Genomic DNA, 24,188 nt, shown 5'->3' on the forward strand with positions numbered 1-24,188 from the left:
ACCACCGCGAAGAACCGCGCAGGACGAACATCGACCATGCCGGCGACCACAGCGCAGGAACTGCCCAGCAGCCCCAAGCTGGTGGCGCTGCTGCTGACCGAACTGGCCCGGCAGGCGCCCGACCTGCGCCGCACCAGCCAGCTGTTCTGCGGCGACCCGGCCCTGGCCATGCGGCTGCTGCGGCTGGCCAATGCCGTGCACCGCGAGGACACGCGCGGCGTGATCAGCGTGGCGCAGGCGCTGGCGCTGCTGCCGACCGAGGCACTGCGCCCGCTGGCGCAAGCCGCAGCGCTGGCCAGCGGGCCGAACGCCGCGCCGGGGCTGTCGCTGCCGCAGTTCTGGCGCTTCAGTCTGCAGGTGGCCAAGCTGGCGCGTGCGCTGGCGGCCAGCGTGCGCCAGAACCAGGCGGTGGCCTACAGCGCCGGCCTGCTGCACGCCGTGGGCGAGCTGGCGCTGCACGCCACGGCACAGGATGGCATGGCCTCCGTCAACCTGGTCGCCGGCCTGTGCGACGTGCGGCGCGCCAAGCTGCAGCAGCGCATGCTGGGCACGACCTATGCCGAAGCCGGCGCCACGCTGGCGCAGCAGTGGCAGTTTCCCGGCCCGCTGGTGGACGCGCTGCGCTACCAGATCGCGCCCTTCGACAACGAGGTCTACGAGCCGCTGGCCGGCCTCGTGCACCTGGCGGCATGGCGCGCACGGGCCCAGGCATCGGGCTACGACGAGCGCGCGCTGGCCACCAGCTTTCCGGGCGAGGTGGGGCTGGCGCTGGGCCTGGACATCGACATGGTGCTGCAGCAAGACCCGATCGACTGGGGCGGCGGCAGCGCCACCTACACCTGATGCACAAGAACCCGCAAGACCTGTTGACGCCGACCATGCGCGGCGTGATCGACCGCATGCACCGTGCCGGACGCCCGCCGCTGCACAGCCTGCCGCCCGCCCAGGCGCGTGCGGCCTATGCGCTGGGCGCCGGCGTGCTGGACATCCCGCTGCGGCAACTGCCGCGCGTGCAGGATCTGGCGCTGCCCACGCGCGACGGCCAGACGCTGCCGGCACGGCTGGTGGCCCCCGGCACCGGGGCGCCGCTGCCGGTGCTGCTGTATCTGCACGGCGGCGGCTTCACGATCGGATCGGTGGCGACGCACGACACGCTGTGCCGCGAACTGGCCCACCAGGCCGGCTGCGCGGTGCTGTCGCTGGACTACCGGCTGGCGCCCGAGCACCGATTTCCGACCGCCCAGGACGATGCCTGGGACGCCCTGCAGTGGCTGGCCGCGCATGGTGCGGCGCTGGGCCTGGACACCACGCGGCTGGCCGTCGGCGGCGACAGCGCGGGCGGCACGCTGGCCGCGGTCTGTGCCATCGCCGCGCGCGACGCCGGCCTGCCGCTGGCCCTGCAGCTGCTGTTCTATCCGGGCTGCGCGGCGTTCCAGGACACGCCCTCGCACCAGCGCTTCGCCCGGGGCTTCGTGCTGGAGTCCGCCAGCATCGACTGGTTCTTCGACCAGGTGCAGCCCGACCGGCCGGCGCGGGCGGACTGGCGCTTCGCCCCGCTCAACGCGAGCGACGTGGACGGGGTGGCCCCGGCCTGGATCGGCCTGGCCGAATGCGATCCGCTGGTCGACGAGGGCGTGTTGTACGCCGACAAGCTGCGCGCCGCAGGTGTCGCGGTGGACCTGGAGATCTACCGCGGCGTGGTGCACGAATTCATCAAGATGGGCCGCGCGATCCCGCAGGCGCGCACGGCCCATGCCGACGCGGCGCGTGCGCTTGCCACCGCATTGCAGACCGCAGGAGACACACCATGAAACGCCAGGACTTCCGCTTCTTCCACCGCCTGCGCGTGCGCTGGGTCGAGGTGGACATGCAGAAGATCGTCTTCAACGGCCACTACCTGATGTACTTCGACACGGCCGTCACCGCCTACTGGCGTGCGCTGGCGCTGCCATACGAAGAGGGCTTCACGGCGCTGGGTGGCGAGCTCTACGTGAAGAAGGCGACGGTGGAGTACCACGCCTCGGCGCGCAACGACGACCAGCTCGAGGTGGCGCTGAAGTGCGAGCACGTGGGCCGCAGCTCCATGCGCTTCGCCGGCGCGATCTTCCGCGGCAACCAGCTGCTCATCACGGGCGAGCTCATCTACGTCTTCGCCGACCCTGTGGAGCAGAAGTCCCGGCCGGTGCCGGACGCGTTGCGCGCGCTGCTGCTGGACTACGAGTCCGGCCAGCGCGTGACGCAGTTGCGGCTGAACAGCTGGGATGCGCTGCAGGCCGACGCGCGCCGCGTGCGCACCGAGGTCTTCATCGAGGAGCAGGGGATCGCGCGCGAGGACGAATGGGACGATGCGGACGCCACGGCCGTGCACGCCGTGCTCTACAACCGTCTGGACCAACCGCTGGCGACGGGGCGTCTGCTGCAGCACGCGCCCGGCGTGGCCAAGGTCGGCCGCATGGCCGTGCGCCACATGCTGCGCGGCGCGAACCTGGGTGCCGAGATCCTGCAGGCGCTGGTGCAGGCGGCGGCTGCGCGCGGCGACCGCGAGGTCGTGCTGCATGCACAGCGCAGCGCCGAAGGCTTCTACCGCCGGCTGGGCTTTGCAGTGCGGGGCGAACCCTTCGACGAGGTGGGCATCGCCCACGTCGAGATGGTGCTGCCGCTCACGGCTCAGACGTCGGCCAGCAGGGCGTAGGGCAGGGGCTCCAGCCGCAGTGCAGGGCCGGCGGCGCTGCCGGCACGCAACTGGCCGGCCTCGGCGGCCGCGATCTGCACCGAGACCACCGCGTCCCAGCCGCCAGCAGGGTTCGCTGCGGCCTGCACCACGGTGCCGGTGGGTTGATCGGCCTCTCTGGCCTGGAACACCTCCTGGCCCGCCACGAGCTCGGCATCGGCATGCACAACGTAGGCGCGCCGCTTGAGCGTGCCGCGGAACTGGCTGCGTGCCACGATCTCCTGGCCCGGGTAGCACCCCTTCTTGAAGCTCACGCCGCCGACGGACTCGTAGTTCAGCATCTGCGGCACCAGCACCTCGAACAACGGCTGCGTGACCAGCACCACGCCGCTGCGCACCTCGGACAGCTGCCATTGCGCCAGCGGCAGTGCCGGCGCCGATGCCACGGCACCGGGCAGGGCGGCCTGCGCGGGCAGCACCAGCAGCGCACGCGGCTGGCCGTCCGCCGGGTACAGCGCCACCGCCACGCCGCCCGCCACGTCCTGGCGGTGCCAGGGCGCGGGGTTGCCGTCCATCAGCGCGGCCGCGCTGGGGCCGAGCGCGCCCAGCAGCTGGAACTCGTCGCTCGCGTCGCGCAGCTTGGCCTTGGTGCGCATCACGAACATGGACAGGCGCTTGAGCGTGGGCGCCAGCAGGTCGCGTGCGCAGACCAGCAGCACCTGGCCATCGGTCCAGCGCAGGCCGAAAAAGCTGGCCTGCATGCGGCCCTTGGGCGAGCAGAACGCGGCAAGGCGGGCCTGGTCGGGCGCGACCAGCACGAAATCCTGGGTCAGCTGGCTGTGCAGGAACTTGGCGGCTTCCTCGCCCTGGACGGCGATCACGCCCAGATGCGTCAGCGGCGCGAGGCCATTGCGGGTGTCGGGGGTGGGTTGCATGGGCTGAATTATCATGGCCGGCTCTTGTTCTCCTGGCTTGTAGGGCTGCTGTGCGTCGTGGGCTGATGGTGTTGTTGGTGTTGGCCTGTGCTGCGGCAGCGGGCGCCTGGTGGTGGCTGGACCAGCCCTTGCGGCTGGCCCGTGCGCCGGTGGAACTGAACATCGCACCCGGCAGCAGCGCGCGTGCCATCGCCAGCGCAGCCACCGAAGCCGGCGTGCAGACGCCGGACTGGGCCCTGTTTGCCTGGTTCCGGCTGTCGGGCCAGTCGCGCCTGATCAAGGCCGGCAGCTACGAGTTCGCACCCGGGACCACGCCACGCACGCTGCTCGACAAACTGGTGCGCGGCGAACAGGCGCTGCGCGCGGTGACCTTCGTCGAAGGCTGGACCTTCCGCCAGATGCGCCAGGCGCTGGCCCGGGCCGAGCGCATCAAGCCCGACAGCCGCGCGCTGGACGACGCGGCGCTGATGGCCGCGCTGGGCCGCCCCGGCGTGGCGCCGGAAGGGCGCTTCTTTCCCGATACCTACACCTATGCCAAGGACAGCAGCGACCTCGCCGTGCTGCGCCAGGCCCTGCAGGCCATGGACAGGCAACTGGAGGCGGCCTGGGGCCAGCGGCTGCCGGGCGTGGCGCTCAAGACCCCCGAGCAGGCCCTGGTGCTGGCGAGCATCGTCGAGAAGGAAACCGGCCGCGGCGAGGACCGCGCGGACATCTCCGCCGTCTTCCACAACCGGCTGCGCATCGGCATGCTGCTGCAGACCGACCCGACCGTGATCTACGGCATGGGCGAGCGCTTCGACGGCAACCTGCGGCGCAGCGACCTGCGCACCGACACGCCCTTCAACACCTACACGCGGCCCGGCCTGCCACCCACGCCGATCGCCATGCCGGGCGCGCGCTCCCTGCTGGCTGCGGTGCAGCCTTCCGATTCCAGCGCCCTGTACTTCGTGGCGCGCGGCGATGGCAGCAGCCATTTCAGCCAGTCGCTGGACGAGCACAACCGCGCCGTCAACCGTTACATACGCGGGCGTTGAGCAGCATGCACCTACCACGCGGCCTCTTCATCAGCTTCGAGGGCATCGATGGCGCCGGCAAGTCCAGCCACATCGCATCGTTGGCCGATGCCTTCCGCGCCCAGGGACGCACGGTGACCCAGACGCGCGAGCCGGGCGGTACGCCCGTGGCCGAGCGCCTGCGCGAACTCGTGCTGCACGAGGACATGGATGCCTTGACCGAAGCCCTGCTGGTGTTCGCCGGGCGGCGCGACCACCTACGGCGCGTGATCGAGCCCGCGCTCGCACGGGGCGAGGTGGTGCTGTGCGACCGCTTCACCGACGCCACCTTTGCCTACCAGGGAGCGGGCCGCGGCTTCGACACCGGCGTGCTGGCTTCGCTGGAGCAATGGGTGCAGGCCAGCGAGGCCCTGCCGGCAGGGCAACTGCGCCAACCCGACATGACGCTGTGGTTCGAGCTTGCGCCCGAGGTGGCGGCGCAGCGGCTGGCCGCCGCGCGCACGCCCGACCGCTTCGAGGCCGAGCCGGCCAGCTTCTTCGCGCGCGTGCACGCCGGCTACGCGCAACGGGCCGCGGCGGCCCCCGCGCGCTTCGTGCGCATCGCGGCCGACGCCACGCGGCATGCGGTCTGGCAGCAGATCACGGCCGCCATGGTGCGGCGCGGCTGGCTGGCGATCATGGTGGCCGCGCAGGCGGGGCCACGATGAGCGTCGCACCCTGGTTGCAGCGCCAGCGCACCAGCCTGCTGGCCCAGCGCGGCCACGCCTGGCTGCTGTCCGGCCCCTCCGGCCTGGGCCAGTACGAACTGGCGCTGGAGCTGGCCCGGGCCTGGCTGTGCGAACGCGCGGACGGGCAGGGCGCCTGCGGCGCCTGCGCCAGCTGCCACGCCATCGATGTGCGCGCCCATGCCGACCTCTGCGTGCTGTTGCCCGAGGTGGAGATGCTGGCGCTGGGCTGGCCGCTGGACGAGAAGGCGCAGGCCGAGATCGACGACAAGAAGCGCAAGCCCAGCCGCGAGATCCGCGTCGAGGCCATGCGCGGTGCCGTGGAGTTCGGGCAGCGCACCAGTGCGCGCGGCCGCGGCAAGGCGGTGCTGGTGTTCCCGGCCGAACGCATGAATGCGATCAGCGCCAACGCCTTGCTCAAGACGCTGGAGGAGCCACCCGGCGATGTGCGCTTCGTGCTGGCCACGGGGGCCGCGCACCTGCTGCTGCCCACCATCCGCAGCCGCTGCATGGGCCACCAGATGGCCTGGCCCGCCCAGCAGGAGGCCCATGAATGGCTGCAGGCCCAGGAGGGCGTGGCCGCGCAGGACGTGCCCGTGCTGCTGGCCGCGGCAGGCGGCCGGCCGGCCGAGGCGCTGCGCATGGTCGAGGCCGGCCGCAGCGCGCGCGCCTGGAGCGCCTTGCCGCAGGCGCTGGCGCGCGGCGACATGGGCGCCGTCAGTGGGCTGGCGCCCGCGGAGCTGGTCGATGCCATGCACAAGCTCTGCCACGACCTGATGCGCGTGGGGCAGGGCGCCGCACCGCGCTTCTTCGCCAGCGCCGACCTGCCGCCCGCGGCCCGGCTGGACGCCTTGCTGCAGTGGTCGCGCAAGCTGCAGGACAGTGCGCGGATCGCAGAGCACCCGCTCAACGCAGGCCTCATGCTGGAGTCGCTTGTTGCGCTCGCGAAAACCGCCCTAAACTCGCGCACACCATGAGCAGTCCCGCCCCGGCCCCGCGCCCCAGCGTCATCCAGCTGGCGATCAAGGAAAAGGCCGCCCTCTATGCGGCCTACATTCCCTTGTTCGCCGAGGGCGGCCTGTTCATCCCGACCTCGCGCGAGTACCAACTTGGCGACGACGTGTATGTGCTGCTGTCCCTGCCGGAAGATCCGCAGCGCTACCCGATCGCCGGGCGCGTGGCCTGGGTCACGCCGTCGCGCGCATCGGGCAACCGCACGCAGGGCGTTGGCATCCAGTTCCCCCGGGACGACAAGTCGCGCCAGCTCAAGGAAAAGATCGAGGATCTGCTGAGCGGGCACCTCATGTCCGACCGGCCCACCCAAACCGTTTGATTCCCTTTTCGCACGCCGGCGCGCCGGCGCTGCCTGCGCATGTACACCGACTCGCATTGCCACCTGAGCGACCCTGACCTGCTGGCGCGCCTGCCGCAGATCCTCCAAGACATGGCCGCCGCACAGGTCGACCGCGCGATGTGCATCTGCACCACGCTGGAAGAATTCGACACCGTGCACCGGATCGCCATGGCGCACCCGCAGATCTGGGCCACGGTGGGCGTGCATCCCGACCAGGAGGATGTGCAGGAGCCTGGCCTGGACGATCTGCTGACCCGCGGCCGCCTGCCGCGCGTGCTGGCCATCGGCGAGACCGGCCTGGACTACTACCGCCTGGGCGAGCGCAGCGTGGCCGACGTGGAATGGCAACGCGAGCGCTTGCGCACCCACATCCAGGCCGCCAGGCAACTCGCCAAGCCCTTGGTGATCCACACCCGGTCTGCTTCCGACGACACGCTGGCGATCCTGCGCGAGCAGGGCGAAGATGGCTCGGCCGGCGCGGCGGGCGGCGTGTTCCACTGCTTCACGGAAACCGACCAGGTGGCCCGTGCCGCATTGGACCTGGGCTTCTACATCTCCTTCTCCGGCATCCTGACCTTCAAGAACGCCCAGGATCTGCGCGACATCGCCCGCTTCGTCCCGCTGGACCGCATGCTGATCGAGACCGACAGCCCCTACCTGGCCCCCGTGCCGCACCGGGGCAAGACCAACCAGCCCGCCTGGGTGCCGCATGTCGCCGCGCAGATCGCGGCAGTGCGCGGCGTGGCCGTGGAGACGGTGGCCGCGCAGACCAGCGCCAACTTCAGCGCACTGTTCCGGCCGGAGGCGCCATGACCCTGCATTGCCACCGACGCCACTGCCTGGCCGCGCTGCTGCTCGGCACCGCGGGCTGGGCGAGCGCAGGCTCGTACGAAGACTTCTTCGCCGCCATCGCCAAGGATGACGCAGCGACAGTCGTCAACCTGCTGCGGCGGGGGTTCGATCCCAACACGCGCGATCCGAATGGCCAGCACGGCCTGTTTCTGGCCATCCGCGCGCCATCCCCACGTGTGGCGCAGGCCTTGATCGATTGGCCCCAGACCGAAGTCGAATCGCTGAACAAGGCGGACGAAAGCCCCCTGATGGCGGCGGCACTGGGCGGCCAGCTCGAGCTGGCCAGGAAGCTCATTGCGCGCGGTGCCGCGGTCAACAAGACCGGTTGGACGCCCTTGCACTACGCCACCACCAACGGGCACGTCGAGGTGATGCGCCTCCTGCTCGAAGAACACGCCTTCATCGACCCGGAATCGCCGAACAAGACCACGCCCTTGATGATGGCTGCCCGCTACGGCAGCGCAGATGCCGTGCGCCTGTTGTTGCAGGAAGGTGCCGAGCCTTTGCTGAAGAACGAGCAGGGCATGACGGCCATCGACTTCGCGAACTCGGTCAACCGGGCCGATGTCGCCAAACTGATAGGCGACGCGGTGCGGCAACGCCAGCCCAGGGGAAAATGGTGAGTCTTGCTGACGCGCCGTTGATAGGGTGGCAGACCACGAGGCGTTTTCCTACAATCCACGCCCCATAGTTGCGATTGCTTGCATCGGTTTCAAAGGCATGGACACATCTGCGCATCTGAATGCCATCTATTTGCTCGCAGCAAGCATCCTTGTGCCGCTGGCGGTCTTCAGCGTGTGGCGCTTCCTGGCACGTCGCCAGTACCGCAAGGCGCAGGAGGCCATGCGGCGCGGCAACCAGTTGCACCGCAAGTGGCTGGAAGCCAGCAAACTCATGGACGACCAGGCCGAAAGGCAATGACGCACGGATTGGCCTGCGGCATCCGCGCCGAGCTTCTCTCGGTGCGGGTTTCTGATTTTCTGTAGAACGCCTTTCGTCGACCGATTGGCAGTTCGATGGCAGGGGCGGAGCCCCGGCATTCACCCGTGACGGGGTGGCCCGCGGATCGGCCGTCTGACCGACTGTCTCCTACACGCACCTGCGGCGAGCGCCTGCGAGGCGATGCGCTCATGCCCGCTCTCTCGCCGGTACATTTCCCAAGGTGGCAGTCCCACGGCCGCGTGTACGGTCCATCGTTGCAGAAGGGTCACCGGGATGGCGAATTCCAGGACAGTTGGCTTGCTGAAGCATGTGCTGGTGGCCTGGCTCTTGTTGCCCTTGATGGGCTTTTGCCAGCCCCAGACCTTGGTCATCGCAAAGCAACGAGAACCCTCAGCCTTGTCCGACATCGCAGAAAAGATCGTGACCCAGGCCATGAAGCGCGCCGGTATCGAGGTCAAGTTCAGGCCCTTACCGCTGCCACGTGCGATTGAAATGGCCAACGAGGGGGAGACCGACGGCGATCTGCTGCGCATCCTGGATGTTGCCCGCAGGTATGACAACCTCGTGCCCATTCCTGTTGCGCTCGTGGAAAACCAACTGGTCGTCTACGGCTTGTCGCCGGATTTGCCCACCATGTCGCGCACACAGGTTGCCGGATTGAAATTCGGTTACGCGCGCGGCACTTTCATCATTCAGAAATATACCCTGGGTCTTCAAGTCACAGAGACCCAAAGCATCGAGTCTGCATTCAACATGCTTGCAGAGCATCGGTTCGATCTGATCGTCTCTTCTTATCTCGACACCTTGCCTTCGGTCCAGTCATTGGCGTCGCCGATGTACAAATGGCCCCGGGCCTGGGCCTCTGAACCGTTGTACCTCCTGCTGCACAAGAAGAATGCCCGCCTTTTTCCAAGGATCGAAGCGGCTCTTCAGGAGATGAAGAAAAATGGGGAAATGGATCGCGCTTATGCGGAGAAGCTCGGAGAGTTGGGCGCTTCTCCGTTGATGCGTCCATGAGGCGGCCAAACCTCGGCCAGTGCGTTTGACATGGTAGATACGAGATCCATCCATTTTCGATTTTCTTTCCTGCTGGTGCTGGTTGTCTCCTCTGCGCTGTTGGCTTTTGGATTTTGGAACTATACGAAAATCAGCGCGGAGCAGCACCAGGAACTCGAAAGCCAACTGCACGCGGCCACCAAGCGCATCGCAGCCAGTTTGGCGGTTGCCGTGTGGGAATACAACACGGAACAAATATCCAGGATCGTCGACGCAGAAATGTTTGCGCAGTCCATTGTCTCGATCACCGTGCACTACGGAAAAGACAAGACGTACTCTTCAGGACATGCCGGCGCTGAAGCTGCCAACGAACCGACATGGATTTCATTCCATGCCCCCATCGTGTTCCACGACGATTCCAGAAATCTGACCATCGGCGTCGTCACCATCGTTGCGAGCAACAAGACGATCAACGAACGGCTTTGGCAGAACTTGAAGATCATGTCGCTCCAGATCATTCTGCTGGACATCTCGATCGTTCTCATTTTGTACTGGTTGCTGCGGGTCGTCATTCTCTATCCGCTGGACCAGATCAATACGGCCATTGTCAGCCTGGGTGGCGTCGATTCAGATCTCAAGCACCGCGTCGCCGACGGCACCACAACCGAATTCAGGAGGGTGACGAATGCGCTGAACTCGTACCTCGATCAGGTGGAAAAGTTGATGGGTGGGTCTTTGGAACGGGTTCACCTGACGATCCAGAAAACCGCGGAAGGTAATTTCGAACAGAACGCGGAGTCGCTGGATGGAGAAGGCCAGAGCATATTGGGCCGCCTGATTGCGATGCAACAGAAAATTCGCCATTTGAACGAATCGTTGCTGGCACAAAGGAACATCGCCGAGGGCGCCAACCGGTCGAAATCCGATTTCCTGGCCAACATGAGCCACGAGATCAGAACGCCCATGAATGCCATCCTGGGCATGACAACGCTTGCACTGGACGACGACATCAGCCCACGCCTGAAAAACTACCTCGGCAAGATACTCATTTCCTCCAAGATCCTGCTCAAGGTGATCAACGACATCCTTGATTTTTCAAAAATGGAAGCGGGCAAGCTCGACCTGGAATCCACGGGTTTTCATCTGAACGACGTTCTGGAAGGAGTGCAGGGAATCGTCCAGGTCTCTGCAGACAGCAAGAAGATCGAACTGCATATTTCCCGGCCAGCCACCCCGCTGCCGCTGCTCATTGGAGACCCGCTCAGGCTCAGCCAGGTTCTTCTGAACCTGGTCAACAACGCCATCAAGTTCACCGAGAAAGGTGAAGTGGAACTCTGCGTCGAGTGGCTCGGATCGACGGGTTCCACACTGTCCTTGCAATTCAAGGTCCGGGATACAGGCATCGGCATCGACGAGCCATCCATGCAACGGCTGTTCGAGCCATTCACGCAGGCCGATTCAGGGATTGCGCGGCGTTTTGGCGGAACCGGACTTGGCCTGGCCATCTGCAGGCGGCTCCTCCAACTGATGGGCACCGATTTGCAGATGGTGAGCAAGAAGGGCGTGGGAACCACGTGTTCGTTCGTGCTGCACCTGCCTTTTCATGGCCTTGAAGCTCCGATGTCCGGCGAAGGGCAGGGCCAGGCATTGCCGCCCCGAGGATTCGACGCCAGCGCGGACACCATTTTCGCACCCGCACTGGCACGATCTGGGCTGGGCGTTGACCGCACACGGTTTGCGGGGCGTTCAGTCCTCGTGGCCGAAGACGACGATTTCAACCTCGAGGTGGCAACCGAACTGCTCCAGCGGGTCGGCTTGACGGTCTACAGCGCGCGCGATGGGAACGAGGTTCTGGACGTGCTGCGCCGGCAACCGGTCGATGCGGTATTGATGGATTGGCATATGCCTGGACTCGACGGGCTGCAAACCACGAGATTCATCCGCATGGCTCCGTGCTGGCGCGATTTGCCCATCATTGCATTGACGGCCAATGCGATCTCTGGAGACCGCGAAGCTGCACTCGCTGCCGGCATGAACGACCACGTTGCCAAACCCATCGACTTTCCCGCGCTCTACCAATGCCTGGACAAGTGGATCGGGCCACCCCTTGCAGTTGATGTGGAGAAGGGATCGTGAGCGCGATGCCTTGCCCTCAAGCCTGATGTTGCGGCGTGCCATGCACGTCCCGCAACATTCGTTGGGCGGTGGCGCCATTGGGGCGGGTAGCTGCTGACGCGCTGACGACGCAATTGCGCCCTTGCGCCTTGGCCGCATAGAGGTGTTGGTCGGCCCTGCGTATCACGTCGTTGACCGACGCATCGTTGGCATAGCTCGCCACCCCCAGGGAGGCCGAGATGACGATCTGGCCCGTTGGCAGGTCGATCCGCATCTCCGCGATCCGCTTGCGCAGCTTCTCCGCAGCCATCGTGCCCCCGATGTTGTCGGCATCCATCATCAAGCACATGAATTCTTCGCCGCCCCACCGCCCGACGACATCGCAGGCCCGCGTGAATTCCCGCAGGGCCCGACCGATGGCGATCAAGACCAGGTCGCCACCATCATGGCCATGCTCATCGTTGATTTTCTTGAAATGGTCGATGTCGAGCATGATCAGGCAAATGCTCAGCCGACCGCTGCGTTTGCACGCGGTGAACGCACGTTCTAATTCGTCATGCATTGCCCTGCGGTTGAGGCATGACGTCAGCACGTCGATCGAGGCTGCCAAGTGCAGTTCGTGGGCGAGGTTCTGTAGATTCGTGTTGGCTTGGTCCAATACCATGACCATTTTCTTGTTGACTGCATTCGTGACCACGAGGCTGCGAACCATTTTTCGGGTCGATGTGCCGTAGATCTGGCACAGAACCGTCAGGGCGACAGCCGCGATGCTCAAGTCCGCCGGAATCACCTTCAAGACCATGGCCCCGTAGACGAGGCTGGAACTCAGGCAGATATGGAATATGGCGAGGCCGAACTTGTGTAGATTCAGGTTGTAGATCGCCATGACGGCGACGACGGCCAAAGACATGGTTTGCACCAGGAGTGCCGATGGGTTTTCGGTCACGCCGGGGGCGAGGACGATCGAACCCCAGGCAAGCGCCACGGCCCCGAGGCTTGCCGACACCAATTTCCACAATGTGTTTTTGATCCGCCGCGGCACCTTTTCGGACTGGATGGCATAGGCGATGATTCCGTTCGTCATCTCGAGCAGGAACACGGCTGAAATCCATTGCACGAGATATGGCGTGGGGACGATCTCCCTCAAAAGAAATGCCTGGGTTCCGTATCCCAGGAATGACGAGGTCGTCGACAGCACCAAGCGCCGGCCGAATATTTTTCTCAATTGATCCTTAATTTCTTCGTCATTCTTGCCAGACACGGACTCGCGCCGAATGTCAGCAATGGAAGACTGGATCTGCAGCAGCCGGTCGTCGCGCATCGTCAATGGTGTTCCTTGAACAAGCGTCCTGCCAACGCCTTGAAGAATGGCGTGAAGATCATGGTGGGCCGTTGCTGTTTTTGGCCGGCATCCGCGCTATGCGTCGCGGAACCGTAGCGCGATGTCCTGGAATTCATCTTGGATCGTCAAGAATGCCTCCAGCAGGTCCGGGTCGAAGTGGGAGCCCTTGCCCTTGACCATGGTTGCGACGGCTTCCGGGTGGGTCATGGCAGGCTTGTAGACACGCACACTGATCAGTGCGTCGTAGACGTCGGCAATGGCCATGAGGCGTGCCGACAGCGGAATTTCGAGCCCTTTCAGGCCGTAGGGGTAGCCACTGCCGTCCCACTTTTCCTGGTGCGAGCAGGCAATCTCCTTTGCAAGGCGTAGAAAATCGACCTCGATTCCCAGTTCATCCTCCGCCTGCTGTATGGAGTCGCGGCCCAGGGTGGTGTGCGTTTTCATGATTTCGAACTCCTGGGGTGTCAGGCGGTCGGCCTTGAGCAGAATGCTGTCTGGAATCCCGACCTTCCCGATGTCATGCAAGGGTGCCGACTTGTAGAGCATCATGATCATCGCGTCGCTGAGGTCCGGCGCGTACCGCGGGTCTTGCTGCAATCGCTTGGCAAGCGCGTGCACATAATGCTGCGTGCGGCGGATGTGGTTGCCCGTTTCGTTGTCGCGTGTTTCCGACAGCGAGGCCATGGCCAGAATGGTGACATCCTGGATGGCACAGACTTCCTGCGTGCGGCGTGCCACTTCGCGTTCCAGAAATCCATTTTGGTCGCGCAAAAAATCCGCCATCCTTTTCAGCCCGATCTGGGCCTTGACACGCGCGAGCACCAGTGGCGCGACAAACGGCTTGGTGATGTAGTCCACCGCCCCGCATTCGAAACCCTTGGTTTCGTCGTCCACATCGTTGCGTGCAGTCATGAAAATCACGGGAATGGCTGCGGTGCCTGCACTGTCCTTGAGCGCTGCACAGACCTGGTAGCCATCCATTTCAGGCATGCTGATGTCCAGGAGGATGATGTCGGGCGGGCTGGCGGATCGGGCAATCGCAAGGGCGCGCAGACCTGTGGTTGCCACCCTGATCTTGTATTGGTGGCGCAATATCCCGCTGATGAGTTCGAGATTGTCCGGCGTGTCGTCGACCACCATGATCGTCGGTTTTGCTGTTGCAACGTCAGTTCCCATGCTTGGCCTCTGGATCGTGTTTCTTCACAGAATCGATGAGATCCTGTGCCACTTCATAATCGAATTTCTCGAGCGACGATTCCAGCTTCGAATAGTTCTGTTCCAGCACCGGGTGCAGGCGATGGCGGTTGGCCCGGAGAAAATCGATGGCAAAGGGGTCGTCTTCCCGGATCAACTGTTCCAATTGCGCTGTGGCATTGCTGATGTCTTCCGCCGAAGCGGGAGGAAAACGGCCAGCGGCCTCCTGGGCGTGGGCGCGGCCGGATGTCTCGGTGTTCAGGAATCCATCGAGGGCGATGACCAGGCTGTCGAGGCTGGCGCGCACGGAAGACAACACAGGGAAGGCGTGCGCAGGGCCATGGCGCAACGCCGCCTCGAGTTCCGCAGACACCTGGAAGACGTCCGTGGCGTCGATGTTTCCGGCCACGCCCTTGAGCGTATGGGCGAGGCGCGCCGCCAATTCCATGTCGCCTTGCTGGATGGCCTGTTCGATCCGGTCGACGAAATCCGGGCGGTAGTTCGTCGCGAACTTGCGCAGGAGCTGGAGGTAAAGCTGTTCCTGCCCCATGAGGCGCCGGATGCCTTGCGTCACGTCCAGCCCGGGAATGACGGCACCCTGCAAGCCCGCGGCGCTGGACGGCGCCGCGGGGTCGGCCGTGGCATGGGACAAGGCCTTGCTGGTGTCCACCCAACGCACCAGCTTGGCCCGCAGGTCGTCGGGGTCGATGGGCTTGGCGACGAAATCGACCATGCCGGCGCGCAGGCAGCGCTCGCGGTCGGTGTCCATGGCATTGGCCGTCATGGCGACGATGGGCAGGCCGGCCAGTGCGTCGATCTTGCGGATTTCCACCGTCGCGGTGATGCCGTCCATCACGGGCATCTGCATGTCCATCAGCACGATGTCGTAGGAGGCGGCGCGAACCCGGTCCAGCGCCTCGAGGCCGTTGGAGGCGATGTCGACCTGCATGCCCATCGCGTTGAGCAGGCCCAGGCCGACTTCCTGGTTGATTTCGTTGTCCTCGACCAGCAGGGCCCTTCTTCCACGCAGCCGGTCGTCCTGCTGTTGCGGGTCTGCCGACGCGCGCAGCGCGCTGGTGCGTTCGCGGGGTTCGGGCGCGGCGCGCGGCCCCCCCAGGATGGTGGCGACGCAGTCGAAGAGCAGCGATTGGCTAATCGGCTTCAGCAGCACCTGCTCGATGCCCGTGGCCTTGGCCGTGCTGAGCACTTCTTCCCGGCCGTGGGCCGTCGCCATGACCAGGCGGGGAGGGCATTGCAGCGGCAGCGCCTGGATGGCGTGCGCGGCCTCGATGCCGTCCATGCCGGGCATCTGCCAATCCAGGAAGACGATCTCGAAGCCGCGTTGCTCGGCATCCGCAGCGGCGATGCGTTGGAGTGCCTCGCAACCCGAGGCGGCCACGGTGACATCGAAGCTCAAGGAGGCGAGCATGCCGCCCATCACCATGAGCGCGGATGCGTTGTCGTCCACCGCCAGGACCCTGCGGCCCCGCAGGTCGACCAAGGGGCTCGGTGGTGTCGAGGAGGGCTGCCGCGTCTGCACGCTGGCGGTGAACCAGAATGTCGAGCCCTTGCCGACTTCGCTGGACACGCCCACCGTGCCGCCCATGAGCTCGGCCAGGCGCTTGCTGATGGCCAGGCCCAGTCCCGTCCCGCCGAAGCGCCGCGTGGTGGAGGTATCGGCTTGCTCGAAGCTGTTGAACAAGCGCGCGATCTGCTCCGGCGACAGCCCGATCCCGGTGTCGCTGACGCTGAACCTGAGCACCACCCCGTCGTCGAATGCGCTGTCGATGCGAACGGCGATCTTCACCTCGCCGCGCTCGGTGAACTTGACCGCGTTGTTGGCGTAGTTGATCAAGATCTGGCCGAGCCGCAGGGGATCGCCGACCAGCGCATGCGGAATATCGGGTTGCACATCGAAGATCAGCTCCAGGCCCTTGGACTGCGCCTTCTCGGCGATCAGGACGGCCACGTTTTCCAGCACCCGGTCCAGATCGAGTTCTGCGTGCTCGATGTCGAGCTTGCCGGCTTCGATCTTCGAGAAGTCCAGCACGTCGTTGATGATGCCGAGCAGATGCTGCCCGGCCTGCTGGATCCGTTCGGCGTATTGGCTTTGCTTGGGATCGAGGCGCGATTGGCGCATCAGGTGCGACAACCCCAGGATGGCGTTCATCGGGGTACGGATCTCATGGCTCATGTTGGCCAGGAAGGACGATTTCGCTTCGGAGGCCGCCTTCGCCTCGTTCATGCTCTGCTCGAGCGCCTGCATGAGGACGTGCTGGCGCTCGTTGACGAGGCGGTATTCCTGCTCGGCCGCAATGCGCCGCTCCAGATCGTCCGACAGCCGCTGCGCGATCTTGTTGAATCCGTGGACCAGGTCTCCCAGTTCATCGGGCCGCTCGGCGGCGACCTGCGCGAGCGCCTGCTCGCCACCTTCCAGGCTGGCCTTCTGCAGGGCCTCCTGCAGGGTCTTCATGGGCTTGAGCAACAGCTTGTAGAGGCTGTAGGACAGGGTCGCGGCCAGCAGGACGACCAAGGTGCCGATCTCGACGATGCGCCGCACGACGAAATGGCGCAGGTCTTCGATGATGTAGGCCCGGCTTGCCACCACCTCGACCTGCGCTATTTCGACAACCGCTCCCCGGTCGACGAACTTCAACGGGAACTTGCGCACGATCTTGATCTTCTCGAGGGCCGGATCCAGGTCGTAGTCGGCAAACGCATAGATCGTGTTGTCCTTGAGCTGCCGGATGACGATGCGCACCACCGGCGGCTTGGATTCCGCCTCCAGTATTTGCTGGACCGAATCCCGGTCGAACCGCCACATCGGTTCGGCCAGGGTGGTGGCCAGGCGATCCTCCAGGTTGCTCAGTTCCATCTCCAGCCGGTCTTCGAGCCGCTCCTCGTTGTCCAGGTAGGAAAACCAGCCGAACGCCACGAGTGCGATCGCGACCAGTGCGATGAACGCACCGTTCAACCGGAGACTGATGCTGCGCCAGGCCATGTGATGCTCCTCCCGCGCCTGGTTCAGGTCCTGGCTTGCGGCTCAGGGAGCAGCGGCGGGATCTGCTGGCGATTCAGCGTCTCGCCGTAGTAGCGTTTCGTCAGCCCGGACGCGGCCATCTCCTGCAGCGTGGCGTCGAGCCGGGGAATCAGCGGGGCGAGCCGCTTGTGCAGGAGAAGGTGCAAGGGTTCGGATGCCCATGGATACGGCCAGCGCACCAGGCCGGGCACGTTGCCCGACTGGATCTGCACTTCCATGTCGAGATAGATGCCAGCCACGGCATCGATGCGGCCCCCGGCGAGCATGGCCGCCATGGACTCGAAGTTCTGCGCCTCCACCACGTTCATGGCGCGCGTGTGCTTGGACAGCAGGAAGACGCCGCGCACGATGCCGATGCGCAGCGAGGCGATGTCCGCCCTGGACAGCTTGTCGAACCCGGGCGACCTGCCGTACATGGCCACGTCGGCCTGGCAGATCGGCGTGGGAACCAGCCGCAGGTTGGCGTAGCGCTCCGCCACGTCCCGGATGCGGCCGATGTCGCCATCCAGCTGGCCTTCGTTGGCCATCTCCAGCAGCCGCAGCAGCGGAAGGCGCACGAACTCGTGGCGGATGCCCAGGCGCTCGAAGGCATGGGAAAGAACCAGTTCCTCGATCTCCGACAGCGGTGACCGGTAGTCCGCCCGCCCGATGCGCAAGGGGCCATCGGCCTGGCTTCGGGCCGGCAGCGCGGCGCCGGCAGCCAGCGCGAGCACGCCCTGGATCGCCCGGCGGCGGGGCAGGTCGATGCCTTGGCGGGCGATCGGTTGAGAGGCCTTGTTCAGCATTGCCGACTCCAGTTCATGCGGATCCGTCGTCGCGAGCGACCGGCCTTGGCAACGGCCCGATCTCTCGCACCTGGGGTGCGTGCGCGGCCGACCGATCCCGTTGCCGCTTGGCCGCAGTGTGGTCGAAATGCACAAAATAAACAATACATAAATTACAAACAAAACAAACAAAACAATCTTTTTGGCGTAGCATCGGGCCAGAGACGGTTCTGAGACACACACCATGGACGCCCCCATCCCCCCTTCCACCGATGGTCCGCATGTGCCGGTTTCGTTTTCCCTCGGGCTGTACCGCTGCGTGCGCGATCCCGCGCTGTACATGCGCCTGCTGATGCGCTTCCTGACCACGCGGCTGACCATGCCGCAGGACATCCATCGCCTGTGGTCGCAGGGGGAGCAGGAAGAGGCCAGGCGCGTGGTCCATTCGGCGATCTCCAGCCTGGGCACCATCGGGGCGCTGCCGCTGGCAGATGTCGCCAGGGCGCTGCACGTGGCGATGTCCAGCGACCCCGCTGGCGTGCCGGCCCAGTTGGATGCCTTCACCCGAGAGCACGCCCTGGCGGTCGCGGCGATCCGGCAGTACGTGGAACGCCAGGGGTGACCATGGCCGCGACACCCCTGTCACCGAGTTTTTTTCAGCCGCGGGCGCGGGCTGTCGGCAGGCAACAGCCAGTTGCCGCGACGGCAGTTCGCGCGACACCCACGGCGCCTTGCCACGCCTGAAATCGAGAGACCCCCCGTGCCATCCACTCCCGCACCCTCTTCCTATTCGACCGCCGAAGTTGCGCGGCGGCTCAAGGTCTCCGTTCCCACGATCCAGCGCTGGGTGGACGCCGGCCACCTCAAGGCCTGGAAGACCGTGGGCGGGCACCGCCGGATCGACGCCGCCAGCCTGGAGACCCTGATCAAGTGGCAAGCCGAGTTCGGCGCGCTGAGCCAGCCCTTTGCGCGGCCGCTGCGCGCCATGATCGTGGACGACAACATCGATGACCGCGAGGTCCTCAGCGCCCTGGTTTCCGCCGCCTTGCCCTCGGCCGAGATCACGACGGCAGAGAACGGGTTCGCAGCGCTTCTGGCCGTGCGGGAGACGCTGCCCGACCTCATCGTGACCGACATCGTGATGCCGCACATGAACGGGCTGGAGATGCTGCGCCATCTGCTGGAAGGCACGACCCACAAGCCGCGCCTGGCGATCGCGGTGTCCAGCTACTCCCCGGACCAACTGGCTTCGCTGGGCGGCTTGCCGCCCGAGGTCGCGTTCATTCCGAAGCCGGTGGATCCCCCGGTATTCCTCGGGATGTTGCGCAAATCGTTCAGCGCCGTGGTGACGCCGTGATGCCCTTCTTCCCACACAGGGACTGCGCCGTGCATCTGCGGTCCGCGAACCTCTTCCCGCGCAGGCCGCGAGGCCGCGCATCCTCCAGGAGCAACAACCGATGAAGACGATTGCGCGTAGCGTGCCGCACCGCCGAGACGGTGCACCCCGTCCGTCGCCGCTCGGGCCGCTGACGGTGGCGGCAGTGGCGGCCGCATTGGCATGCAGTGGCGGTGCGCTCGCCCAGACGCCACCGGATGCCGGCGCCCTGCGCAAGCAGATCGAGCAACCGCAGAACCTGCCGGTGCTTCCCGCCCAGCCGGCGCCAGCCACGCCGGGCGAGCCCGTGACGGCGGCGCCGGGCGGCACCCAGGTCCTGGTGCAGCGCTTCGAATTCACCGGCAACCGCGTGATGGCGACCGATGCGCTCGAGAAGGCCGTCGAACCCTGGAAGGGCCGTTCGCTGGATTTCGCGGGCCTGCAGGCGGCTGCCGCGGCCGTCGGCGACGCCTACCGCCAGCAAGGCTGGCTGGTGCGCACGCAGTTGCCACGCCAGGAGATCGTCGATGGCGTCGTGCGCATCGAGATCGTCGAGGCGCAGCCGGGGCGCGTGGCGGTCGAGGCCGGCGCGGCGGGCCGCGTTCCGTCGGCCCAGGTCGAGGCCGTGGTGCGTGGGCCGTTGCAGGACGGTGCGCCGTTGCGGCTTGCCGATGTCGACCGCGGCCTCATGCTGGCCGATGACCTGCCCGGTGTCGTCGTGGCGGGCCGCCTGCAAGCCGGCCGTGCCCCTGGGGAAACCGACATCGCGCTGACGGTGGCCGACGAACCCCTGGTGATGGGCGAGGCCACGGTCGACAACTTTGGCGGCCGATCGACCGGTGCGCTGCGCCTGTCCACGAACGTCGTGCTGGCCAGCCCGCTCGGCTTCGGCGACCTGGCCAGTGCCGCCTTGATCCACACCCGTGGCAGCGACTATGCGCGGGCCGGCTACACCGTGCCCTTGGGCTCGGACGGCCTGCGCGTCGGCGTCGACGGCTCGGTCTTCCGCTACCGGCTGGTGGGCGACGACTTCGACGCCTTGAATGCGCGCGGCCGCTCCTCCAGCGTCGGGCTCAATGCGGTCTATCCGCTGGTCCGCAGCCGCGAGCGCAACCTCTACCTCGGGGCCGCGCTGGAGCGCCGCAGCTTCGACAACTACGCCAACGGCGCGGCCTTCAGCCGCTACGAGGTCGATGGCCTCACGCTGAGCGCCAACGCGAACGCGTTCGACGGCTTCGGCGGCGGCGGCGCCAACGCCTTGAGCCTGGCGCTGGTCGGCACGCGCGTCGACCTGGGCGGTGCGGACGACGCGCAGCACGCCGCGGCCGACGCGGCCGGCCCGCGCGTGCGTGGCGGTTCCGGCAAGCTGCGCTTCGCCGCCAGCCGCCAACAGGTGCTGACGCCAAGCCTCTCGCTGTTCATGGCGACGTCGGGCCAGTTCACCGGCAGGAACCAGGATTCGTCGGAGAAGTTCTACCTGGGCGGCCCTTACGGGGTGCGCGCCTACCCGGTAGGCGAGGCCGGCGGCAGCAAGGGCGTGATGGCCAACATCGAGCTGCGCCAGAAGCTGAGCGACGGCCTGGTCGCCACTGCGTTCTACGACTGGGGGCAGGTGAGCACCAATGCCGACAACGGTTTCACCGGCGCCCCCGCGCGCAACCGCTACAGCCTGCAGGGCGCCGGACTGGGCGTGGCCTGGCAAGGGCCGCGCGACCTGTTGATCAAAACGACCTGGGCGCGCCGCATCGGCCGCAACCCGAACCCGACCGCCAGCGGCCAGGACCAGGACGGCTCGCTCGTGCGCAACCGCTTCTGGCTCAGCGCCAGCTTGCCCTTTTGAGCACCGCGCCGCACCGCGCAGCGCGTCTCGTCCCATCGACACAGACCAGGAAGGAGCAGACATGAACAAGGCTTTTCGCAGTGTCTGGAACGATGCGCTCCAGACCTTCGTGGCCGCGCCGGAGACGGCGCGTACAGCGGCCGGGGCATCCGCCGGCGGCAGCCTGCGGACGGCGCGCCCGCGGCTGGCGCGCGGGGCGCTGGCCGTGGCCATGGCCTTCGGCCCCCTCACGGCCTTCGCGGCGCCGCCCGCCGCCACGCAACTGCCCACGGGCGGCCAGGTGGCGGCCGGCAGCGCGCAGATCGGCACCAGCGGCGCCAGCATGACGGTCGACCAGGCCAGCCAGCGGGCCGTGCTCAACTGGCAGAGCTTCGACGTGGGCAGCAGCGCCAGCGTGAACTTCCGCCAGCCCGACGCCAGCAGCGTCACGCTCAACCGCGTGGTGGGCAGCGACCCGAGCCAGGTCTACGGCCGCATGACGGCCAACGGCCAAGTCTTCCTTGTGAACCCGGCTGGTATTTATTTTTCGCCCAGCGCCAGCGTCGATGTCGGCGGCCTGGTGGCGACGACGCATTCCATCTCCACGGCCGACTTCATGGCCGGCAAGAGCACGTTCTCGGCCAACGGGGCCACCGGCACCGTCGTCAACGAGGGCCGGCTCGGCGCGGCGCCGGGCGGCTACATCGCCCTGCTGGCGCCCGAGGTGCGCAACAGCGGCGCCGTCGTGGCGCGCCTGGGCACGGTGGCGCTGGCCGCGGGCGAGGCCTTCACGCTGCAGTTCGACGGCAACAGCCTGGCCGCGCTGACGGTGGCGCCCAGCCAGTGGCGCGCCCTCGTGGAGAACCGCCAAGCCGTGCAGGCCGAGGGCGGCCTCGTCGTCCTGAGCGCGCAGGCCCTCAACGCCTTGCAGGGCAGCGTGGTGAACAGCGGCAGCATCGACGCCAGCAGCCTGCAGAACGTGGGCGGGCGCATCGTGCTGGACGGCGGCCAGGTGGAACTGGCCGCCGGCAGCAGCCTGCGTGCCAACGGCCCGCGGGGCGGCGGCACGGTGCAGGTGGGCTCGCTGGCGGCGCAGCGCGTGGCGATGGCCGCGGACGCGCGCATCGAGGCCAACGCCACGGCCGCGGGCGACGGCGGCAACGTGACGCTGCTGACCGACCTGCACGACACGCAGGCGGCGACCACCGCGCACGGCAGCCTCCAGGCGCGCGGCGCGGGCGCGGGCCGCCACGGCGGCACCGTCGACACCTCGGGCGCCAACGTCGACTTCCAGGGCATCCGCGTGGACACCGGCACGCCCGGCGGCCGCGCCGGCACCTGGCTGGTCGACCCCTACGACCTGACCGTGGACAGCGCGGCCGCGGCCACCATCAGCAGCAACCTCGCCACCAGCAACGTCACGCTGCAGACCACGGCCAGCAGCAGCAGCGGGCCGGGCGTGGTCAACACCAGCGGCAACGGCGACATCACGGTCAACTCGGCCATCAACTGGAGCAGCACCAACAGCCTCACGCTGGACGCCTACCGCGACGTGGTGGTCAACGCCGGGCTGCTGGGCGGCGGCGCCATCAACCTCAAGGCGAGCCGCGAGGTGGCCGTCGGTGGCGTGACCCTGCGGACCAACGGCCGCGACATCACGCTGTGGAGCAACGCCACCAGCCCCTCGACCAGCGTGATCGGCGGCATCTACCTCAAGAACAACACCGTGCTGGACAGCCGCACCGCGGCCGACCGCGCCGCCGGCAACACCAGCACCGCCAGCGGCGGCGGCGCGATCACGCTGGGCGGCGGCAGCAACACCGCCACGCTGGCGTCCGGCACCGTGGTGCCGACCGGTTACGCCGTCAACAGCGCCTCGGGCAACCTGGGCGCGGTGCAGTTGGGCACGCAGACGGCCGGCAGCCCCGCGGTCGGGCAGAACGCGAACGTCCGGGTGTACTCGGGCGGGGGCGACATCTCCATGGCCGGCCACATCAACACAACGGCCAGGAACACGGGCTTCGGCATCGAGATCTACAGCGACGTCGTCATCGACGCCGGGACCAACGGCAACCTGAGCCTGGACGGCAGCGCCACCGTGGCCGTCCAAAGCGGCGCCGGCCTCGACGTCGGCCGCAATGCCGCCGGCTTCCTGCCCATCGTGCTGCGCACGCACGACGGCAACATCTCGATCGCGGGCACCGCCAGCGGCGCCGCGGCGTCGAACAACGGCGTGAACCTGACCGGCGACACCACCAATCTCGTCACGTTGGCCGCCACCGGCGCGGGCGCGATCGACATCACCGGTAGCGCGACCGGCGCCGGGGCGCTGGACTTCGCCATCGGCGGCACCGACATCCTGGCCGCATCCGGGCCGATCACCTTGACGGGAGAGGGCGCCGGTCCGCTGCTGACGGGCCTGCCCTACGTCAACAAACTGGGCTCCAAGCCCGGCAGCCTGGTCACCAGTTCCACCAGCCAGATCATCCTCACGGACGACAGCTTCAGCCTGCTGGCCAACAGCGGCTTTCGGGCGAACACCTCCGGGGTCGTGCTGGTCCAGCCCTTGGACGACAACTTCTCGGGCACGTTCAACCTGCTGCAGAACGGCAATGCCACGATCACGCCGGCGTCGACGGCCAGCGTGTTCCAGATCGGCCGCGACAGCGTCAGCACCCCGCGCACCGACACCGTCAACGTGAACACCGACGTGTCGATCGCCGGCCGGGTCGGCGTGATCGGGGGCACCGTCAATCTGCCCAATTCGATCACCAGCCGGGCATCGAGGTAGACCCGGCCAAGCCCGTCACGCCCGAGGAGGTCTACCGGCCGCGGGCGATGAAGGAGATCCCGCTGGGCCGCGCGGGCCACATCCGCGAGGCGGCGGACACGGTCTATTTCCTGTGCTCGCCCTTGTCGGACTACGTCACGGGCCAGGTGGTGGCGGCCAGTGGCGGCGTGGGCGGCGGGATGAGCTGAATCCGTTACTTCATACGATGTATATTATGTAAATAAACATCGGCAGGAAATGCAGGATCCTGGATCCTGCTC

At 66.7% G+C, this 24,188-nt stretch carries 22 protein-coding genes; 17 read left to right on the forward strand and 5 right to left on the reverse strand.

Translation table 11 applies throughout. From position 1 onward, the window contains the following. Positions 1 to 36: 36 nt before the first annotated feature. The 3 genes from ASF44_RS19790 to ASF44_RS19800 are packed head-to-tail and all read left to right on the forward strand — an operon-like array spanning position 37 to position 2,692. Positions 37 to 843 (forward strand): HDOD domain-containing protein, encoded by an 807-nt coding sequence (locus ASF44_RS19790; protein ID WP_056900965.1) that lies wholly within the window; start codon positions 37 to 39, stop codon positions 841 to 843. Continuing rightward, positions 843 to 1,811 (forward strand): alpha/beta hydrolase, encoded by a 969-nt coding sequence (locus tag ASF44_RS19795; protein ID WP_235579281.1) that lies wholly within the window; start codon positions 843 to 845, stop codon positions 1,809 to 1,811. The genes ASF44_RS19790 and ASF44_RS19795 overlap by 1 nt, the downstream gene beginning before the upstream one ends. After that, on the forward strand, positions 1,808 to 2,692 hold the full coding sequence (locus ASF44_RS19800; RefSeq protein WP_056900966.1) for a YbgC/FadM family acyl-CoA thioesterase: 885 nt from the start codon (positions 1,808 to 1,810) through the stop codon (positions 2,690 to 2,692). Before ASF44_RS19795 ends, ASF44_RS19800 begins: the two co-directional genes overlap by 4 nt. Here ASF44_RS19800 and ASF44_RS19805 read toward each other — a convergent pair. Beyond that, positions 2,668 to 3,606 carry a folate-binding protein YgfZ gene (locus ASF44_RS19805; protein ID WP_056900967.1) on the reverse strand — a complete coding sequence of 313 codons (939 nt, stop codon included), beginning with the start codon at positions 3,604 to 3,606 and terminating at the stop codon, positions 2,668 to 2,670. The two genes, ASF44_RS19800 and ASF44_RS19805, sit on opposite strands and share 25 nt — an antisense overlap. Positions 3,607 to 3,671: 65 nt before the next feature. Between ASF44_RS19805 and mltG the strand changes: the two genes are divergently transcribed. The 9 genes from mltG to ASF44_RS19850 all read left to right on the forward strand — a co-directional run bounded on the left by mltG (position 3,672) and on the right by ASF44_RS19850 (position 11,624). After that, positions 3,672 to 4,640 (forward strand): endolytic transglycosylase MltG, encoded by a 969-nt coding sequence (mltG, locus tag ASF44_RS19810; RefSeq protein ID WP_200930632.1) that lies wholly within the window; start codon positions 3,672 to 3,674, stop codon positions 4,638 to 4,640. Between the two features lie 5 nt (positions 4,641 to 4,645). Beyond that, positions 4,646 to 5,326: a dTMP kinase gene (gene tmk, locus ASF44_RS19815; protein ID WP_056900969.1), complete on the forward strand. Its 681-nt coding sequence runs from the start codon at positions 4,646 to 4,648 to the stop codon at positions 5,324 to 5,326. Continuing rightward, a complete protein-coding gene (locus ASF44_RS19820) occupies positions 5,323 to 6,321 on the forward strand; it encodes a DNA polymerase (protein WP_056900970.1) in 999 nt (332 codons plus the stop codon). Before tmk ends, ASF44_RS19820 begins: the two co-directional genes overlap by 4 nt. Next, on the forward strand, positions 6,318 to 6,677 hold the full coding sequence (locus tag ASF44_RS19825; protein WP_056900971.1) for a PilZ domain-containing protein: 360 nt from the start codon (positions 6,318 to 6,320) through the stop codon (positions 6,675 to 6,677). Before ASF44_RS19820 ends, ASF44_RS19825 begins: the two co-directional genes overlap by 4 nt. A gap of 39 nt (positions 6,678 to 6,716) precedes the next feature. Then, positions 6,717 to 7,511 carry a TatD family hydrolase gene (locus ASF44_RS19830; RefSeq protein WP_056900972.1) on the forward strand — a complete coding sequence of 265 codons (795 nt, stop codon included), beginning with the start codon at positions 6,717 to 6,719 and terminating at the stop codon, positions 7,509 to 7,511. Further along, the gene (locus tag ASF44_RS19835; RefSeq protein ID WP_056900973.1) at positions 7,508 to 8,173 is read left to right on the forward strand and encodes an ankyrin repeat domain-containing protein; all 666 of its coding nucleotides are present in this window, start codon (positions 7,508 to 7,510) and stop codon (positions 8,171 to 8,173) included. The genes ASF44_RS19830 and ASF44_RS19835 overlap by 4 nt, the downstream gene beginning before the upstream one ends. 97 nt (positions 8,174 to 8,270) lie before the next feature. Continuing rightward, positions 8,271 to 8,471, forward strand: coding sequence for a hypothetical protein (locus ASF44_RS19840; protein WP_056900974.1), 201 nt, complete (start codon positions 8,271 to 8,273; stop codon positions 8,469 to 8,471). Between the two features lie 318 nt (positions 8,472 to 8,789). Beyond that, positions 8,790 to 9,509, forward strand: coding sequence for an ABC transporter substrate-binding protein (locus tag ASF44_RS19845; RefSeq protein ID WP_056900975.1), 720 nt, complete (start codon positions 8,790 to 8,792; stop codon positions 9,507 to 9,509). Between the two features lie 75 nt (positions 9,510 to 9,584). Then, entirely contained in the window at positions 9,585 to 11,624 is a 2,040-nt protein-coding gene (locus tag ASF44_RS19850) for an ATP-binding protein (RefSeq protein WP_162243845.1), read from the forward strand. A 16-nt stretch (positions 11,625 to 11,640) separates the two neighbouring features. Here ASF44_RS19850 and ASF44_RS19855 read toward each other — a convergent pair whose 3' ends face one another. The 4 genes from ASF44_RS19855 to ASF44_RS32385 form a co-directional block, all read right to left on the reverse strand. Next, positions 11,641 to 12,924 carry a GGDEF domain-containing protein gene (locus ASF44_RS19855; protein WP_056900977.1) on the reverse strand — a complete coding sequence of 428 codons (1,284 nt, stop codon included), beginning with the start codon at positions 12,922 to 12,924 and terminating at the stop codon, positions 11,641 to 11,643. Between the two features lie 96 nt (positions 12,925 to 13,020). Next, positions 13,021 to 14,121, reverse strand: coding sequence for an HD-GYP domain-containing protein (locus ASF44_RS19860; protein WP_056900978.1), 1,101 nt, complete (start codon positions 14,119 to 14,121; stop codon positions 13,021 to 13,023). Beyond that, on the reverse strand, positions 14,111 to 17,140 hold the full coding sequence (locus tag ASF44_RS19865) for a response regulator (RefSeq protein WP_056900979.1): 3,030 nt from the start codon (positions 17,138 to 17,140) through the stop codon (positions 14,111 to 14,113). The genes ASF44_RS19860 and ASF44_RS19865 overlap by 11 nt, the downstream gene beginning before the upstream one ends. A 23-nt stretch (positions 17,141 to 17,163) precedes the next feature. Next, positions 17,164 to 17,964 (reverse strand): ABC transporter substrate-binding protein, encoded by an 801-nt coding sequence (locus tag ASF44_RS32385; RefSeq protein ID WP_056900980.1) that lies wholly within the window; start codon positions 17,962 to 17,964, stop codon positions 17,164 to 17,166. Between the two features lie 223 nt (positions 17,965 to 18,187). On the opposite strand from ASF44_RS32385, the gene ASF44_RS32390 reads away from it, so the two are divergent. The 5 genes from ASF44_RS32390 to ASF44_RS31225 all read left to right on the forward strand — a co-directional run bounded on the left by ASF44_RS32390 (position 18,188) and on the right by ASF44_RS31225 (position 24,116). After that, positions 18,188 to 18,565, forward strand: a complete 378-nt coding sequence (locus tag ASF44_RS32390) for a hypothetical protein (protein ID WP_162243846.1) — start codon at positions 18,188 to 18,190, stop codon at positions 18,563 to 18,565. 138 nt (positions 18,566 to 18,703) lie between these two features. Beyond that, positions 18,704 to 19,300: a helix-turn-helix domain-containing protein gene (locus ASF44_RS19880; RefSeq protein WP_156374605.1), complete on the forward strand. Its 597-nt coding sequence runs from the start codon at positions 18,704 to 18,706 to the stop codon at positions 19,298 to 19,300. A 100-nt stretch (positions 19,301 to 19,400) separates the two neighbouring features. Continuing rightward, on the forward strand, positions 19,401 to 21,158 hold the full coding sequence (locus tag ASF44_RS19885) for a ShlB/FhaC/HecB family hemolysin secretion/activation protein (protein WP_082524910.1): 1,758 nt from the start codon (positions 19,401 to 19,403) through the stop codon (positions 21,156 to 21,158). A 61-nt stretch (positions 21,159 to 21,219) separates the two neighbouring features. Next, positions 21,220 to 23,928 (forward strand): filamentous hemagglutinin N-terminal domain-containing protein, encoded by a 2,709-nt coding sequence (locus ASF44_RS19890; protein WP_056900984.1) that lies wholly within the window; start codon positions 21,220 to 21,222, stop codon positions 23,926 to 23,928. Then, positions 23,919 to 24,116, forward strand: coding sequence for an SDR family oxidoreductase (locus tag ASF44_RS31225; RefSeq protein WP_255358209.1), 198 nt, complete (start codon positions 23,919 to 23,921; stop codon positions 24,114 to 24,116). Before ASF44_RS19890 ends, ASF44_RS31225 begins: the two co-directional genes overlap by 10 nt. Positions 24,117 to 24,188 lie beyond the last annotated feature (72 nt).

The organism is Pseudorhodoferax sp. Leaf274, from assembly GCF_001422445.1.
Classification (GTDB): Bacteria; Pseudomonadota; Gammaproteobacteria; order Burkholderiales; family Burkholderiaceae_C; genus Pseudorhodoferax.